Source organism: Bacillus sp. D386 (genome assembly GCF_006346415.1).
The window spans coordinates 516815-532772 of record NZ_VEMV01000004.1; the positions used below are offsets into that span (position 1 = coordinate 516815).

Here is a 15958-nt window from a genome sequence, read left to right on the forward strand (position 1 = left end):
TATGTAATTTTCTCGTTTCAAAAAGTTGAATCTAGATTTGATTTGTTATAAGATTGTAATGAGAATAAATTGAGAATAGAAATAATCTAAAACTTTAGATGACTATATATTGGAGGTATAAGAATGGCTGGTTCAGTTCTTACAATTAAAGATTTACATGTTTCAATAGAAGGTAAAGAGATTCTTAAAGGGGTAAACCTTGAAGTTAAAGGTGGAGAAATCCATGCAATTATGGGGCCAAATGGTACAGGAAAATCTACATTGTCATCTGCTATCATGGGTCACCCAAAATATGAAGTAACAAGTGGTTCCATCACAATGGACGGTGAAGATGTTCTTGAAATGGAAGTTGACGAACGTGCTCGTGCCGGTCTATTTTTAGCAATGCAATACCCAAGTGAAATTACTGGGGTTACTAATGCCGACTTCATGCGTTCTGCTATTAACAGTAAACGTGAAGAAGGAGACGAAATTTCCTTAATGAAATTCATTAAAGAAATGGATAAAAAAATGGATCTATTAGAAATGGATCAAGATATGGCTCAACGTTATTTAAATGAAGGCTTTTCCGGCGGTGAAAAGAAACGTAATGAAATCCTTCAATTATTAATGCTGCAACCAGCCATTGCGATTCTTGATGAAATCGACTCCGGTTTAGATATTGATGCGCTGAAAGTTGTTTCCAAAGGAATCAACCAAATGAGAAACGAAGATTTTGGCTGCCTAATGATTACTCACTATCAACGCTTATTGAACTACATTACTCCAGATTATGTTCACGTAATGATGCAAGGTAAAATCGTGAAATCCGGTGGAGCAGAACTAGCGCAACGCTTAGAAGCAGAAGGATATGACTGGATTAAAAAAGAATTAGGTATTGAAGACGAAACAGTAGGAATTGAAGCATAAGCAATAGGAGGATCGTTATGACAATCGAAACTACATTACTCGAAAAAGATGTTGTATCATCTTTTTCAAAAGCACATAGTGAGCCTGCCTGGCTTGAAAGCTTCCGTTTAGACGCCCTTTCTGCCTCAGCTGAGCTACCTATGCCGAGACCTGATAAAACGAAGATTGATAAATGGCAATTAGAGGATATGAAAGTGAACTCCGTTACAAGCGAGACATTTACATCTATTGATGAACTTGCTGAAGACGTGAAAAAGCTGATCAATCCTGATGAGAACAGAAGTTTGTATGTACAACGAAACAATACAGCTGCTTATTTGACAGTATCTCAGGAACTTAAAGATAAAGGTGTTATTTTTACAGATATCAGGACTGCTGCTAAAGAACATCCTGAACTTTTGCAAAAATACTTCATGACTACAAGTGTTCCTGTAAAAACGAATAAGCTTACAGCTTTACATGCAGCACTCTTTAATGGTGGAGCTTTTCTTTATATCCCACGCAACGTGGTTATTGAAGAACCCATCCAGGCTATCTTCATGATTGATAATGCTGAGACTGAATTATATAATCACGTACTTGTTGTTGCTGAAGAGAGCAGCTCCGTAACGTACGTTGAAAACTATATTTCATTGGTTGACGGCAAAGAGACTATTGGAAATATCATTTCTGAGGTTATCGTCGGCAACAATGCGGTCGTTAAATATGGTGCAGTTGATACATTATCTAAAGATATGAAAACCTATGTAAACCGTAATGCATATGTAGGAAATGATGGACGAGTGGAATGGGCATTGGGCTTAATGAACGATGGTAATACTATTTCAGAGAATATTACAAACCTACATGGTAATGGTTCATATGGTGATACTAAAACAGTAGTGGTTGGTACTGGTAAACAAACTCAAAACTTTACAACTAAAGTTGTTCATTTTGGTAAAAACTCAAATGGATATATCCTGAAGCACGGTGTTATGAAGGATGAAGCATCCTCCATTTTTAATGGTATCGGTAAGATTGAACATGGTGCCACTAAAGCTGATGCTGTACAGGAATCCAGAGTATTAATGCTTAGTCCGAAAGCACGTGGGGATGCAAACCCTATTCTGTTAATTGATGAAGATGATGTAACAGCTGGACACGCAGCTTCTGTAGGCCGTGTGGATCCAATTCAGCTTTATTATTTAATGAGCAGAGGGATCAGTAAAACAGAAGCAGAACGTTTAATTATCCATGGGTTCCTTGCCCCAGTAGTAAATCAATTACCTGTTGAAGCTGTTAAAAAGCAGTTGACTGAGGTAATTGAAAGGAAAGTTAAATAATGATTCCAACGAATATTAAAGAACTATTCCCAATTTTAAATGAGAAAGTCAATGGTCATTCATTAGTATATCTGGACAGTGCCGCAACTTCGCAGAAGCCAGCATCCGTTATTCAGACTATTGATGAGTATTACAAGCGGTATAACTCTAATGTACACCGTGGTGTTCACACACTTGGAACGATGGCCACGGATGCTTATGAGGGAGCACGTGAAAAGGTAAGAAAGTTCATTAATGCGAAATCCATCGAAGAAGTTGTCTTTACAAGAGGGACAACGACTTCGATTAATACAATTGCTGCCAGCTACGGGAAAGCTAACCTAAAAGCTGGTGATGAAATTGTTATCAGTATGATGGAACATCATAGTAATATCATTCCATGGCAGCAAGTAGCTAAAGCAACCGGTGCGACATTGAAATATATCCCGCTTGGAGAAGACGGTACTATTTCACTTGAAACAGTCAAAGAAGTGATTACTTCAAACACGAAAATCGTTTCAGTTATGCACGTATCGAATGTGCTTGGTGTCATCAATCCGGTTAAAGAAATTGCGAAAATTGCCCATGAAAATGGAGCAGTAATGGTTGTAGATGGTGCGCAAAGCACTCCGCATTTGAAAGTGGATGTTCAGGATCTTGACTGTGATTTCTTTGCCTTTTCTGCACATAAAATGTGTGGACCAACTGGCATTGGTGTCATGTACGGGAAAAAGGAATACCTCGAGAATATGGAACCAATCGAATTTGGCGGAGAGATGATTGATTTTGTGGGATTGCAGGATTCTACATGGAAAGAGCTGCCTTGGAAATTTGAAGGCGGTACTCCAATCATTGCAGGTGCCATTGGACTTGGAGCTGCAATTGATTTCTTGAATGAGATTGGTCTTGATAATGTAGAGGCGCATGAGCATAAGCTTGCTGCTTATGCACTTGATAAATTATCAAGTATAGAGGGGCTCCAAATCTATGGACCTAAAAATCCGGAATCAAGAGCTGGTGTAGTAACTTTTAACCTTGAGGATGTTCATCCGCATGATGTCGCTACCGTTCTGGATGCAGATGGAATAGCTATTCGTGCCGGGCATCACTGTGCACAACCGCTTATGAAATGGTTAAAAGCTTCGTCTACGGCGAGAGCAAGTTTTTATGTATATAATACAGAACAAGATATCGACCGTTTAGTCGAAGGACTCGTTAAAACAAAGGAGTATTTCAGTAATGGCTTCTAATAATTTAGATACCCTTTACAGGCAAGTGATCATGGATCACTATAAAAATCCACGAAATAAAGGAAGCCTGGAAGACGGCAGTCTTGTGATAGATATGAATAACCCTACTTGTGGAGATCGTATTCATCTTACACTTAAAGTAGAGGATGGTATTGTGCAAGATGCAAAGTTTGATGGAGAAGGTTGTTCCATCTCTATGTCATCAGCTTCCATGATGACTCAAATCGTCAAAGGCAAAAGCAGTGAGGAAGCATTAAAGCTTGCTGGTATATTTTCGAACATGATACAGGGCAAGGAATATGACGAAGGGAATCTTGATCTTGGTGATATAGAGGCCCTTCAAGGTGTGAGTAAATTTCCAGCACGTATTAAGTGTGCGACACTTGCTTGGAAAGCTATGGAAAAAGGGCTTAACGAAAACTAAAATGACATGTTTTAGCTGAGAGTGAAAAACAGCTAGAACTAAGTAAGAAGGAGGAAGCGATCGATGGCTAAAAAAATGCCTGATATCGGTGATTATAAATATGGCTTTCATGATAAGGACGTTTCCATCTTTCGTTCTAAACGCGGTTTAACTAAAGGGATTGTTGAAGAAATCTCTCGTATGAAGAACGAACCACAATGGATGCTTGACTTCCGCTTGAAGTCTCTTGAACATTTTTATAACATGCCAATGCCACAATGGGGAGGCAATCTTTCAGATTTAAACTTTGATGAGATTACGTATTATGTAAAACCATCTGAGAAGTCCGAGAAATCATGGGATGAAGTTCCTGAGGAAATTAAACGTACATTTGACAAACTTGGTATTCCTGAAGCTGAACAAAAATACCTAGCCGGTGTATCAGCTCAATACGAATCTGAAGTTGTGTACCATAACATGAAGGAAGACTTAGAAGCAATGGGAATCGTATTCAAAGATACAGATTCCGCTTTACGTGAAAATGAAGACCTTTTCCGTGAACACTTTGCTAAAGTAATTCCGCCATCTGATAATAAATTTGCTGCATTGAACTCTGCAGTTTGGTCTGGCGGATCATTTATCTATGTCCCACCAGGTATTAAAGTAGATACACCATTGCAAGCATATTTCCGTATTAACTCTGAAAACATGGGTCAGTTTGAGCGTACTTTAATCATCGTTGATAAAGATGCGTCCGTACATTATGTAGAAGGCTGTACGGCTCCTGTTTATACAACAAATTCACTTCACAGTGCTGTTGTTGAAATCATTGTTAAAGAAAATGCTTATTGCCGTTACACAACAATCCAAAACTGGGCAAACAATGTATATAACCTTGTTACTAAACGTACAGTAGTAGATGCTCACGGTACAATGGAATGGGTAGATGGAAACATCGGCTCCAAGCTTACCATGAAATATCCAGCTTGTATTTTACGCGGTGAGGGTGCCCGTGGTATGACGCTTTCCATTGCTATTGCAGGTAAAGGTCAACACCAGGATGCAGGTGCTAAAATGATTCACTTAGCTCCAAATACATCTTCTACAATTGTATCTAAGTCAATTTCTCAGCATGGCGGTAAAGTGAGCTATCGTGGGGTTGTGCACTTTGGTAAAAGGGCTGATGGAGCACGCTCTAATATCGAGTGTGATACACTCATTATGGATAATCAATCAACTTCTGATACGATTCCATACAATGAAATCCACAATGATAATATCTCACTTGAGCATGAAGCGAAAGTTTCCAAAGTATCTGAAGAGCAGCTCTTCTATTTAATGAGCCGCGGTATCTCAGAACAGGAAGCAACAGAAATGATCGTTATGGGGTTCATTGAACCGTTCACAAAAGAACTTCCAATGGAATATGCAGTTGAAATGAACAGATTAATTAAATTTGAGATGGAAGGTTCTATCGGTTAATACTGAGACAACTCTTTCCACTATATTAAGAATCCGAATTTATTTTCGGATTCTTTTTTTATCGTCTCCAAAGTTGAAGGGGAATCACCTATACCCTACCTATGGCGTAGTTATGCCCCACCTATACCGGGGTAAAGGTGCAGGATGTGTGAAAGGTGGAGGAAGCCACCTATAATCCGCCTATGCCGCAGCTATGCCCCATCTTTACCGAAGGAAGAATAAGCAATGCAACTTATATTAGCCATGAACCATATAATTTAGACTCCATAGCATCTGCCTCTATTTTATTTAAATAGGTCTACTAGATTTTATTAAACAATAACACTTGGATAATAACAGAATATTTAGTAGTATTTAGTAATCCTTATATTGTTTTTATAATTAGGGAGGATAGATATGGACTTTATTAACAGGTTACAAAGTTATATCAGCATTGATTGGCCTCAACTCAAAAGTTATGGATTAACAATCCTATACACTTTTATCATCACCTATGCTTTGATTTATCTCGTCAGGTTTATTCTTCACAAGTTCTTTAAGCATACAAATTTTTTGATTGAGAAAAAGGAACAAACAATTGAATCTGTAGTACGCAACACGTCTAATTATTTGGGTTTCTTTATTATTATTCTTGCCATGATTAAACCCTTCGTGGATATCAAAAATATACTGGTTGCCGGCGGAGTGGTAGGAATTGTAGTTGGACTGGGTGCCCAAAAAATTATGACTGATCTTCTGGCAGGGTTTTTTATGATATTCGAAAAACAATTTCAGCGAGGGGATTTTGTCCACGTAAATGGGGAAATAGATGGTGGGACAGTAGAGGATATGGGATTTAGAGTGGTGAAAATCCGATTACTTAACGGAAAACTAATGACAGTTCCAAATGGTGAAATTCGCAAAGTAGAAAACGGAAATGTTGAAAGGAGAAGAATTTTTGAGAGCGTAATTGTTAGTTTCCAAGAGAATCCTGCAAAAATAGAAGAGTTACTTGCTGAGGTATGTGATGAACTCAACCAAAAGCAAATCCATTATCTCAAAACTGATTTAAACGGAGAATATCTCGAACCCTATCAAGTTCATGGCTTATCTTCATTAGATAGCAGTCCGTATGGCTTACGATTTTCAATCAAAGCTACAGTAAGCGATGAGTACTATATGGAAGCAGCTCAAATGGCTAAGAAAGTTATGGCGCAGAAAATGTATGAAAATCGTATTGGTTTAGCATCGCAACAATTTGCCGTACAAGATAGACAAAAGGATTATATAGAACACTAAGAAATGCCGTTACGTAGTGGTAACGGCATTTCTTAGTGCTGTTTAATTTTCATTAAACCATAAACCATTGATTCCATATCTCTCTTTAAATCTCTATTCTACTTTTTCTCAGCAAGCCATGCAGCAACTTTCTCTGCATCCTCGCCTTTGATTATTCCTGCAGGCATTCCTTTCGCACCGTTATTGATTATATCCAGGATTTCATCCTTACTCATACTATTTCCGATATCCTCAAGCTTTGGTCCGGCATAGCCTTCTAAAGCATTGCCATGGCAGGAAGCACAGTTATTGGCATATATTTTTTCTTCTTCTGTTAGTGGTTTTTGTGATTCTTCTTCATTACCAGAAGAGCATGCAGTTAAAGAAAAAACTAAGCCTGCCAGTAAGAGGGCTTTTTTGTACATAGGAATCATTCTCCCTTCAGTTCTATTTAAGAATTACTTTACTTGAGTTTATTATTTTGTCAATATAAAGACTTCTCTGTCAATCCGATAGAAGTGGATCTATGACAAAGGACTTAAATTCAAAAAATAATGACTACAGTTAGACAAATACATAAAGCAGGCATATAATAAGTATGTGAAGTATTTCACTATCTGTAAGGTGAAGGTGTTCACAAATTGTTTACAGACTGATTTTAAATAATCTGATAAAATTAAATTGTCAGATAGGATGTTCAGTAATTTTTTTCACTAATAGGGACGTATTTTATCCCTGTGGGACTATTTACGACCAATGCTAAGTTTTCTATAAGGAGGAAATTGAAATGGCTGTTAAAGAAGAAAAAATAGAAGAAGTCCTTAAGGTATCTGAGATGATTGAAGAGTTAATCGAAAATGGAAAATCGGCCCTGCGTACATTTGAGACATTTGATCAAGAAAAAATCGATGAGATTGTTCATCAAATGGCAATTGCCGGTCTTGATCAACACATGCTTTTAGCTAAAATGGCGGTGGAAGAGACTGGCAGAGGGATTTACGAAGATAAATGTACTAAAAACATGTTTGCAACGGAATATATTTGGCACAGTATTAAATACGATAAAACGGTTGGTGTCATTCGTGAAGATCAACAAACAGGTGTCATGGAGATTGCAGAGCCTGTCGGAATTGTTGCAGGTGTCACACCAGTTACGAATCCTACTTCGACTACTATGTTTAAAGCTTTAATATCTATTAAGACACGTAACCCAATTATATTTGCTTTCCATCCATCAGCACAAGAATGCTCCAAGAAGGCGGCGCAAGTCCTGCATGATGCTGCCGTAGCTGCAGGTGCTCCTAAAGGATGTATTCAATGGATTGAGCACCCATCCATTGAAGCTACAAAGCAATTAATGAATCATAAAGATATCGCATTAGTGCTTGCGACAGGCGGAGCAGGAATGGTTAAATCAGCTTATTCTACAGGTAAGCCGGCACTAGGTGTAGGTCCTGGTAACGTACCTTGTTATATTGAAAAGTCAGCTAAAGTAAAACGTGCAGTCAATGATGTTATTTTATCGAAGTCTTTTGATAACGGCATGATCTGTGCCTCTGAGCAAGCTATTATTGTAGATGATCAGATCTATGAAGAAGTTAAACAAGAGTTTATAAAAAATAACTGCTATTTTGTAAATGATAAAGAATTAAAGAAACTTGAACGTCTTGTTATTGATGAAAAATCATGTGCCGTTAATGCTCATATTGTTGGAAAATCTGCTAATGAGATAGCTGAAATGGCTGGAATTAAAGTACCTGAGCATACCAAAATAATAATTGCCGAAATTGATGGTGCAGGTCCACAATATCCTTTATCTCGTGAAAAATTAAGTCCGGTATTGGCGTGTATCCGTGTTAAATCTACGGAAGAGGGCTTTGGTGCATGTATGGATATGCTGAACTTAGGTGGTCTTGGACACTCGGCCGTTATTCATAGCACCAATGAACAAATCCAACGGGAATACGGAATAAAAATGAAAGCATGTCGTATTATTGTAAATTCCCCATCTGCTCAAGGAGGAATTGGTGACATCTATAATGCCTTCATTCCATCTTTAACACTTGGTTGTGGCTCTTATGGAAATAACTCAGTTTCTGAAAATGTATCAGCTACTCACTTGATTAACGTGAAGATGATGACACAGCGTCGTAATAATATGCAATGGTTTAAATTGCCGCCAAAAATTTATTTTGAGAAGTATTCCACACAGTATCTAGCAAAAATGAGAAGAATCAAACGTGCCTTTATTGTAACGGATCCAGGCATGGTAAGCCTTGGTTATGTTGATATTGTTAAAGAATATTTATGGAAAAATAAAGGGATTGAAGCAATCGAAATGTTTGCGGATGTTGAACCGGATCCATCTGATGAAACAGTATTCAAGGGTGCTAAATTAATGCATAGCTTTGAGCCGGATGTAATTGTCGCTCTGGGCGGTGGTTCTGCGCTGGATGCAGCGAAGGGCATGTGGTTATTCTATGAACAACCGGAAACATCATTCTTTAACATTAAACAAAAATTCATTGATATCAGGAAACGTACGTATAAATATCCTGACTTAGGTGAAAAAGCCCAATTTGTTGCCATCCCGACCACCTCCGGTACTGGTTCTGAAGTAACGCCATTTGCGGTTATTACGGATAAAGAAACGAATGTAAAGTATCCGCTGGCTGACTATGCCTTAACACCGGATGTAGCAATCCTGGATTCCCAGTTTGTCATGACTGTTCCTAAAAATATCACAGCTGATACAGGGATGGACGTTTTAACACATGCCATTGAGGCTTATGTGTCTGTAATGGCAAATGATTATACAGATGGTTTAGCCTTAAAAGCTATTGAACTAGTCTTTAATAATTTAAAAACAGCGTACCATGACGGAGCGAATGAGGAAGCTCGTGAGAAAATGCATAATGCATCCTGTATGGCAGGGATGGCCTTCTCCAATGCCTTCCTGGGTATTAATCACAGCCTAGCACATAAGATTGGAGCTGAATTCCATATCCCGCATGGCCGCTCTAATGCAATTCTTATGCCGCATGTTATTCGTTACAATGCCATTCGTCCAAGAAAACATGCGCTCTTCCCTAAATATGAATACTACTGTGCGGATGAGCGATATGCTCAAATAGCCAGAATACTGGGACTACCTGCAAGCACAACTGAAGAAGGGGTTCAGTCATTAATAGAGGCTGTCACTGAGCTGGGTAAATCATTGGAAATCGATATGAGCATTAAAGGACAAGGAATAACTCAAGAAAGATTTGAGGAAAATGTAAAAATATTAGCAGAGCGTGCATTTGAAGACCAATGTACAACTGCCAATCCAAAATTACCTCTAATCAGTGAACTGGAAGAAATCTTAAGAGAAGCGTACAAAGGAGTTTAATTATCTGGTAAAAAAGACGGCATGAAATGTGCCGTCTTTTTTGTATATAGGATTAAATGTAGTCCTCCAAAACAAAGGAGCACCAATCACCAAGGATCTGTATTCATATGCTATTATATGACGTAGGAGGGGGATCCTTTATGATTTATATTGGTGTAACCGGTTGGGGTGATCATGATACCCTTTATCCTTCAACTATTAAGCCTAAAGATAAGCTGGCTGAGTACAGTAGCCATTTTCCGGTAGTGGAAGTTGATGCCTCCTTTTATGCGGTACAGCCGATTAGGAACGCTGAGAAATGGGTTAAAGAGACACCTGATTCTTTTAAATTTATAGTTAAAGCCTATCAAGGAATGACGGGCCATCAGCGTGGCGATATCCCTTTTAAATCAAAAAAAGACATGTTCCATGCTTTTAAGGATTCCTTAAAGCCGTACAGTAACGCGAATAAGCTGGCCTTGGTTTTGTTTCAATTTCCCCCATGGTTTGATTGTAAAAAAGAAAACGTCAGTTATTTAAGGTATTGCAAGGAAATGATGGGCGATTGTAAGGTGGCCTTGGAATTCAGAAATCAATCATGGTTTAGTGAGAAATATCGTGAAGCAACCTTGTCTTTTATGAAAGAAGAAGGGTGGATTCATTCAATTGTGGATGAACCGCAAGCAGGCGAGGGTTCAATCCCGACAGTACCAGTTGCAACCGATTCTGAAGTTACACTTGTGCGGATGCATGGAAGAAATGTGTATGGCTGGAATAAACCGAATGATGCAAATTGGCGGGAAGTTCGATATTTATATAAATACAATGAAGAAGAACTGCTTGAATGGAGAATGAGAATCCAGGAGTTAGCAAAGGATACAAGGGATATTATTGTCTTATTTAACAATAATTCCGGTGGAGACGCCGCTGGTAACGCAAAGGAATTTCAACAAATGCTCGGGATAAGCTATCAAGATTTAAATCCGAGACAAATGGATTTGTTTTAACTTGATTCAGCAGAAGTCTCCCCACCTCGATTAGGTCGTGAGATAAATCAGTAGGAGTTCAAACTTCGACTGAATCAAGTTAAAAGCCTCCAGCGGTTGGAAGGAACATCGCAAGGATTTATTAGGCAGATACGCCTGGACGATTTTTCTCTGCAATAACGTCGAGGTGTTATTAATGATATAAACAACCGATGAGCTATAATCAAGCAGCTTTGTCTCTTTATTACTAAATCATTGGAAGGCGGATTATATGAGTTATATTTTATTAATAATTGTGGGGTTAGCTGCCGGCTTTTTCGGTTCCCTTGTTGGATTGGGCGGAGGTATTATCATCGTTCCGATTCTATTATTTTTATCAGGTGGAATCCTCGGTGCCCTCAGCCCCCAAATGGCAGTGGGTACTTCTCTGTTTACCCTGATTTTTACGGGGCTGTCTTCTACTCTTGCTTATTTAAAGCAGAAGACTGTGGACTATAAAAGTGCATATTTATTTTTGATTGGGATTGCGCCAGGCAGTTTGATTGGAGGATGGGCCAATTCCTATTTAAATGTGGATGCCTTTAATATCCTGTTTGGAATCCTTATGGTTTTCATGTCCTTTCTCCTTATGGTCAGAAATAAACTGAAGCCAAAAAAGAAGAATTTCAACGGGATGGTTACACGTACATACATAGATAAGGAAGGGCGTGAGCATCAATATGGTTACAAAAAAAGTAGCGCCATATTGGCCTCTTTTGCGGTCGGCTTTCTCTCTTCGTTATTTGGGATAGGCGGAGGCTCTTTGATGGTACCGGTTATGTTGATTGCGTTCCATTTTCCTCCCCATGTCGCTGTCGGGACATCGATGTTGTTAATATTCTTCTCTTCCATTATTGGATCCATTAGCCACATTTTTCAAGGCCATGTCAATTGGCTTTATGCATTGGCACTAATACCGGGTGGATATATTGGAGCAAAATTGGGTGCCTTTGTAAATACGAAAATGAAAAGTACAACCTTGGTCATCGCACTCAGAATCATGCTGGTAGTAGTTGGCATAAAATTGATCTGGGAAGGGGTACAAGCGTTAATTTAGAGGTGGGAATATGAAGGAAACAATTCATTTGTTTCATATAAATGATATACATAGTCATTTTGAGCATTGGAATAAAATTGTAACATATATGAATAATCAGCAGGCGGCATATGAGGAAGCCGGAGATATTGTGTTTAAGCTCGATATAGGTGATCATGTTGACCGATTTCATCCTTTTACGGAAGGTACAATGGGAAAAGGAAATATTCAATTATTAAATGAAGCGGGCATAAACGGTGCAACGATTGGCAATAACGAGGGAATTACATTACCCCATGATGAATTGGATCATTTATATGAGGAAGCCGAATTTCCAGTTACCGTTGCCAATCTTTATAAACCTGATGGAAGCAGACCTAGCTGGGCTTTGCCATATTATATTAGGGTAACGCCTAAAGGAAGGCGTATTGCTTTTTTTGGCGTAACAGCTCCATTTACTGAATTGTATCATCTCCTAGGGTGGTCCATCACAGATCCATTTTATGAGGTCGAACGTATTATAAATGAATTAAAGGGAAAAGCAGATATTATAATTTTATTATCTCACTTAGGCTTACCAAGTGATGAGGTTATCGCAGCCAAACATCCGGAAATTTCTCTGATTATTGGAGGGCATACTCATCATATTTTGCATAGTGGAAAAAGGATTAACCAAACTCTTTTATGTTGTGCAGGTAAATATGGAATGTACGTCGGTCATGCAGAAGTAACAATAGATGAAGGATTTATTTCTACACGGGCCGGTCTTGTAGATATGCGATCGGATGGATTAACGGTAGCAGATCAGTTGATGGCAGATAAACTGTATGAAATCGGAAAGACAACTCTCAATGAAACGATACTAACTCTAGAACAGCCGTTAAAAACTGACTGGTTTCATGATTCAGATCTTTCTAAATTACTTTGCCAAGGGGTGAAGGAATGGTGTGAAGTGGACATCGCCTTATTAAATTCAGGTCTACTATTGGATGGTTTGGATGCTAAAGATGTGACTAAATATGATATCCACAAAATTTGTCCTCACCCAATTAATCCATGTATATTAACCATTACAGGAGAAAAATTAATACAAATTTTAAATCTGACTCGTAATCCCGACTGGCCTCATCTGCAAGTAAAGGGTCTTGGCTTTAGGGGGAAAATAATGGGATCATTTGTTTATGACGGTGTTCAATTGATAGATAGGGATAATCAGAGCTGTTGGTTACATAATGGTAAACAAATTAATACACAGGAGCTGTACAGGGTGGCCATTCCTGATATGTTTACGTTTGGCCATCTTTTTCCGGAAGTCAGAGAGGTTGAGAACAAAACCTATTTGATGCCAGAATTTCTTAGAGATATTCTTGCCTGGAAATTAGCGCAGCTTGCATCTTAACGGCATGTTTTAGGGTGAGCAGCCATATACTTTATGAATGGTACTGGAATAAGGGGTGGTGCTCATGATTGAATTTGTGCCCTTTGAAATAGACGGTAAATTATATAAGGGTGTGAGTGTACAGCTTCCAAAGACATCTCTACTGGCAATTGCCGGACAGAAGGGATATATTATGTGCGGAGCACTGGATATTGGATTATTGAATGAAAGGCTCAACGAACGTAGGATTATTGCCGGAAGAGCGGTAGGGGTACGTACCCTAGAGGAATTATTGAATGCTCCGCTCGAATCAGTAACGGAAGAAGCCAAAAGAAGAGGGATTGTTCCAGGAATGCTTGGAAAAGATGCAATTCAATTTATGTAGAGCAACTCCTAAAGGGGTGCTCTTTTTTTATGTTAACGAACTAATGGAATAGTGTGATTAACAAACAATTTTTTATAATATATTCCAAAATTTGAAAATAATTTTAGGTTAATCTGTTATAATATAGGATAAGATGTCAAATTATAGACATTAAATCTTTTCCTAAACAGAGGTATAAAAATGAGAATCGTTCAGACAGCTTATTTAACTTCGGGTGCTGTTTTAGGAAAGCCAATCGTTGATATCAAGGGGCGTACCCTGTTGCATAAAGGTGTGCAAATTACAGATTGGCAGATTAAACGGCTGCAGAAATACAATATTCCATATGTTTATATTGATGATATAGAAACCAGTCATATAATTCCTGAGGATATTATTTCAGATAAAATCCGAAGAGGAGCTATTGTAACAATTAAAGATACCTTTGATAATATGAAGAATGAAGTCAAGCAATCTAAAAGTATAGTCATAGAAAATGCTGCATTGACCATGTCAAAGCTAGTTGATCAACTGACAGCCGAATTAAAAGGGCATCAGGATTTATTTCATATTATTTCTGATATCTATACCTTTGATAGTTATGTTTTTAATCACTCCTTAAATGTCGCACTATATTCACTGGCCATCGGCTTGGAATTAAAATTAAAGCCAGATGTATTAAGAACATTGGGACTTGGTTCAATCCTGCATGATGTAGGGAAAATGGCCGTTCCGGAGGAAATCCTCTTTAAACCAGGAAAACTTCTGGAAAGTGAGTTCCAAATTATTAAACGGCATTCGGAAGAAGGATTCCATATACTCAGACAGGTCCACAATCTTTCATTGCTCGTGGCTCATTGTGCATATCAGCATCATGAACGGCTTGATGGCAGCGGGTATCCTCGAGGACTAAAAAACAATGAAATTTTATACATGGCTAAAATTATTGCTGTAGCAGATGTTTTTGATGCTGTTACATCTAAACGTGTGTATCGGGAAGCGATGCTGCCAAGTGAAGCTCTGGAACTGTTGTATGCAGGTACAGGTACTAAATTTGATCGGGAGATTGTGGATGCATTCAAGAGGTCGATTGCCATTTATCCAGTCGGCATCACTGTTGAATTAAATGATGGACGAAAAGGAATCGTATCTAGGCAGAATGCAGGCTACAGTGATCGCCCTGTCATAGAAGTGTATGAAAGAAATGGTGAGCAGCTCCCATTTAGATATGAAGTTGATTTGAAAATACAGCTGGATGTAACCATTAAAAAATGTGATACAACCTTCAGCAATCATACAATGAAATTAAGCTAATAAACCTCTTCTTACAAGCATAGGTATACTTGTAAGGAGGGGATTTTTTATGTATAGACGTAAACGGATTAAAAGGAAACGATCTATTATGCGGGGTCCCTTGCCGGTTAAGCATGTCCTTCTTATAACATTTTTGTTCTTTATGGGAACGAGCCTAATCAGTCTTTGGATCGTGAATGCGGCTATTGAACCTACATTGATGCGTTATGCAGAATCTGAAACGAAAAAACTTACCAGCTTGGTTATTAATCAAGCAATTAAAGAAACTCTTTCCACACATAATGATATGGACAAAATTATTACAGATATACCCAAGCAGGGAGACGATATAGCTGTGGATGGAATCCAGTTTAACACAGAAATTATTAATAGAATCCGTTCGGAAACCTCTTTGCTTATCCAAAATCAATTAAGTGAAATAGAAAATGGTAATTTATCATCCTTTGACTATCTGAAGGATCGAGTAAGGGTGAAGGAAAATGGTTCAAAGGGAATTATACATGAGGTTCCGCTCGGGAAAGCAACGAATAATGCCTTGCTTGGTAATCTTGGTCCAAAAATCCCGGTGGAAATGGAAACAATCAGTGATATACAAAGTGATGTCAAAACGACCCTGGAGCCATACGGAATCAATAACGCCCTGATTAAGGTCTATTTAGAGGTTGAAGTTCATGCCCAGGTTATTATCCCATTTGCTTCAAAGCCGACGAAGATTAAAACCACTATTCCAATGGGAATGAGAGTCGTGTCCGGTCATGTTCCTACTTATTTCAATGGGAGTGGGACAGGGGGATCCCCTGCTATCCAACTACCTGCAAAATAGGGGTCTGTTCAATAGAAAAAGGCTTGAATCTTGTTTTATACAGGAC

14 protein-coding genes are annotated in these 15958 nt (G+C 38.5%); 13 read left to right on the forward strand and 1 reads right to left on the reverse strand.

Going from position 1 to position 15958, the window contains the following annotated elements; all coding sequences use genetic code 11:
- Positions 1-123: 123 nt before the first annotated feature.
- The 6 genes from sufC (at position 124) to FHY45_RS14465 (ending at position 6623) form a co-directional block, all read left to right on the forward strand.
- The gene (gene sufC, locus FHY45_RS14440; protein WP_066106490.1) at positions 124-909 is read left to right on the forward strand and encodes a Fe-S cluster assembly ATPase SufC; all 786 of its coding nucleotides are present in this window, start codon (positions 124-126) and stop codon (positions 907-909) included.
- Positions 910-926: 17 nt separating this feature from the next.
- A complete protein-coding gene (gene sufD / locus FHY45_RS14445) occupies positions 927-2231 on the forward strand; it encodes a Fe-S cluster assembly protein SufD (protein WP_066106498.1) in 1305 nt (434 codons plus the stop codon).
- Positions 2231-3460: a cysteine desulfurase gene (locus tag FHY45_RS14450; protein WP_066106501.1), complete on the forward strand. Its 1230-nt coding sequence runs from the start codon at positions 2231-2233 to the stop codon at positions 3458-3460. Before sufD ends, FHY45_RS14450 begins: the two co-directional genes overlap by 1 nt.
- A complete protein-coding gene (sufU, locus tag FHY45_RS14455) occupies positions 3450-3884 on the forward strand; it encodes a Fe-S cluster assembly sulfur transfer protein SufU (RefSeq protein WP_139892267.1) in 435 nt (144 codons plus the stop codon). The genes FHY45_RS14450 and sufU overlap by 11 nt, the downstream gene beginning before the upstream one ends.
- Positions 3885-3947: 63 nt before the next feature.
- A complete protein-coding gene (sufB, locus tag FHY45_RS14460; RefSeq protein ID WP_066106507.1) occupies positions 3948-5345 on the forward strand; it encodes a Fe-S cluster assembly protein SufB in 1398 nt (465 codons plus the stop codon).
- Between the two features lie 396 nt (positions 5346-5741).
- A complete protein-coding gene (locus FHY45_RS14465) occupies positions 5742-6623 on the forward strand; it encodes a mechanosensitive ion channel family protein (protein WP_077248115.1) in 882 nt (293 codons plus the stop codon).
- A gap of 98 nt (positions 6624-6721) precedes the next feature.
- On the opposite strand, the gene FHY45_RS14470 is transcribed toward FHY45_RS14465, so the two are convergent.
- Positions 6722-7027 (reverse strand): c-type cytochrome, encoded by a 306-nt coding sequence (locus tag FHY45_RS14470; protein WP_066106511.1) that lies wholly within the window; start codon positions 7025-7027, stop codon positions 6722-6724.
- A 362-nt stretch (positions 7028-7389) separates the two neighbouring features.
- Between FHY45_RS14470 and adhE the strand changes: the two genes are divergently transcribed.
- From adhE to yunB, 7 genes are all read left to right on the forward strand, one after another.
- On the forward strand, positions 7390-9993 hold the full coding sequence (adhE, locus tag FHY45_RS14475; protein WP_066106514.1) for a bifunctional acetaldehyde-CoA/alcohol dehydrogenase: 2604 nt from the start codon (positions 7390-7392) through the stop codon (positions 9991-9993).
- 140 nt (positions 9994-10133) lie between these two features.
- A complete protein-coding gene (locus FHY45_RS14480) occupies positions 10134-10979 on the forward strand; it encodes a DUF72 domain-containing protein (protein ID WP_066106517.1) in 846 nt (281 codons plus the stop codon).
- A gap of 250 nt (positions 10980-11229) precedes the next feature.
- Complete coding sequence (locus FHY45_RS14485; protein ID WP_139892269.1) at positions 11230-12054, forward strand: sulfite exporter TauE/SafE family protein; 825 nt, start codon at positions 11230-11232, stop codon at positions 12052-12054.
- A 10-nt stretch (positions 12055-12064) separates the two neighbouring features.
- Positions 12065-13432: a bifunctional metallophosphatase/5'-nucleotidase gene (locus tag FHY45_RS14490; protein WP_066106523.1), complete on the forward strand. Its 1368-nt coding sequence runs from the start codon at positions 12065-12067 to the stop codon at positions 13430-13432.
- 64 nt (positions 13433-13496) lie between these two features.
- Positions 13497-13796: a YunC family protein gene (locus FHY45_RS14495; protein WP_066106526.1), complete on the forward strand. Its 300-nt coding sequence runs from the start codon at positions 13497-13499 to the stop codon at positions 13794-13796.
- Positions 13797-13976: 180 nt separating this feature from the next.
- Entirely contained in the window at positions 13977-15089 is a 1113-nt protein-coding gene (locus tag FHY45_RS14500) for an HD-GYP domain-containing protein (protein WP_066106527.1), read from the forward strand.
- Between the two features lie 49 nt (positions 15090-15138).
- Positions 15139-15912, forward strand: a complete 774-nt coding sequence (gene yunB / locus FHY45_RS14505) for a sporulation protein YunB (protein WP_066106530.1) — start codon at positions 15139-15141, stop codon at positions 15910-15912.
- Positions 15913-15958 lie beyond the last annotated feature (46 nt).

What these genes read in the sequence shown, in the direction of transcription:
- sufC (WP_066106490.1), top strand. Translation starts at nt 124, where the DNA reads ATGGCTGGTTCAGTTCTTACAATTAAAGATTTACATGTTTCAATAGAA.
- sufD (WP_066106498.1), top strand. Translation starts at nt 927, where the DNA reads ATGACAATCGAAACTACATTACTCGAAAAAGATGTTGTATCATCTTTT.
- FHY45_RS14450 (WP_066106501.1), top strand. Translation starts at nt 2,231, where the DNA reads ATGATTCCAACGAATATTAAAGAACTATTCCCAATTTTAAATGAGAAA.
- sufU (WP_139892267.1), top strand. Translation starts at nt 3,450, where the DNA reads ATGGCTTCTAATAATTTAGATACCCTTTACAGGCAAGTGATCATGGAT.
- sufB (WP_066106507.1), top strand. Translation starts at nt 3,948, where the DNA reads ATGGCTAAAAAAATGCCTGATATCGGTGATTATAAATATGGCTTTCAT.
- FHY45_RS14465 (WP_077248115.1), top strand. Translation starts at nt 5,742, where the DNA reads ATGGACTTTATTAACAGGTTACAAAGTTATATCAGCATTGATTGGCCT.
- FHY45_RS14470 (WP_066106511.1), bottom strand. Translation starts at nt 7,027, where the DNA reads ATGTACAAAAAAGCCCTCTTACTGGCAGGCTTAGTTTTTTCTTTAACT.
- adhE (WP_066106514.1), top strand. Translation starts at nt 7,390, where the DNA reads ATGGCTGTTAAAGAAGAAAAAATAGAAGAAGTCCTTAAGGTATCTGAG.
- FHY45_RS14480 (WP_066106517.1), top strand. Translation starts at nt 10,134, where the DNA reads ATGATTTATATTGGTGTAACCGGTTGGGGTGATCATGATACCCTTTAT.
- FHY45_RS14485 (WP_139892269.1), top strand. Translation starts at nt 11,230, where the DNA reads ATGAGTTATATTTTATTAATAATTGTGGGGTTAGCTGCCGGCTTTTTC.
- FHY45_RS14490 (WP_066106523.1), top strand. Translation starts at nt 12,065, where the DNA reads ATGAAGGAAACAATTCATTTGTTTCATATAAATGATATACATAGTCAT.
- FHY45_RS14495 (WP_066106526.1), top strand. Translation starts at nt 13,497, where the DNA reads ATGATTGAATTTGTGCCCTTTGAAATAGACGGTAAATTATATAAGGGT.
- FHY45_RS14500 (WP_066106527.1), top strand. Translation starts at nt 13,977, where the DNA reads ATGAGAATCGTTCAGACAGCTTATTTAACTTCGGGTGCTGTTTTAGGA.
- yunB (WP_066106530.1), top strand. Translation starts at nt 15,139, where the DNA reads ATGTATAGACGTAAACGGATTAAAAGGAAACGATCTATTATGCGGGGT.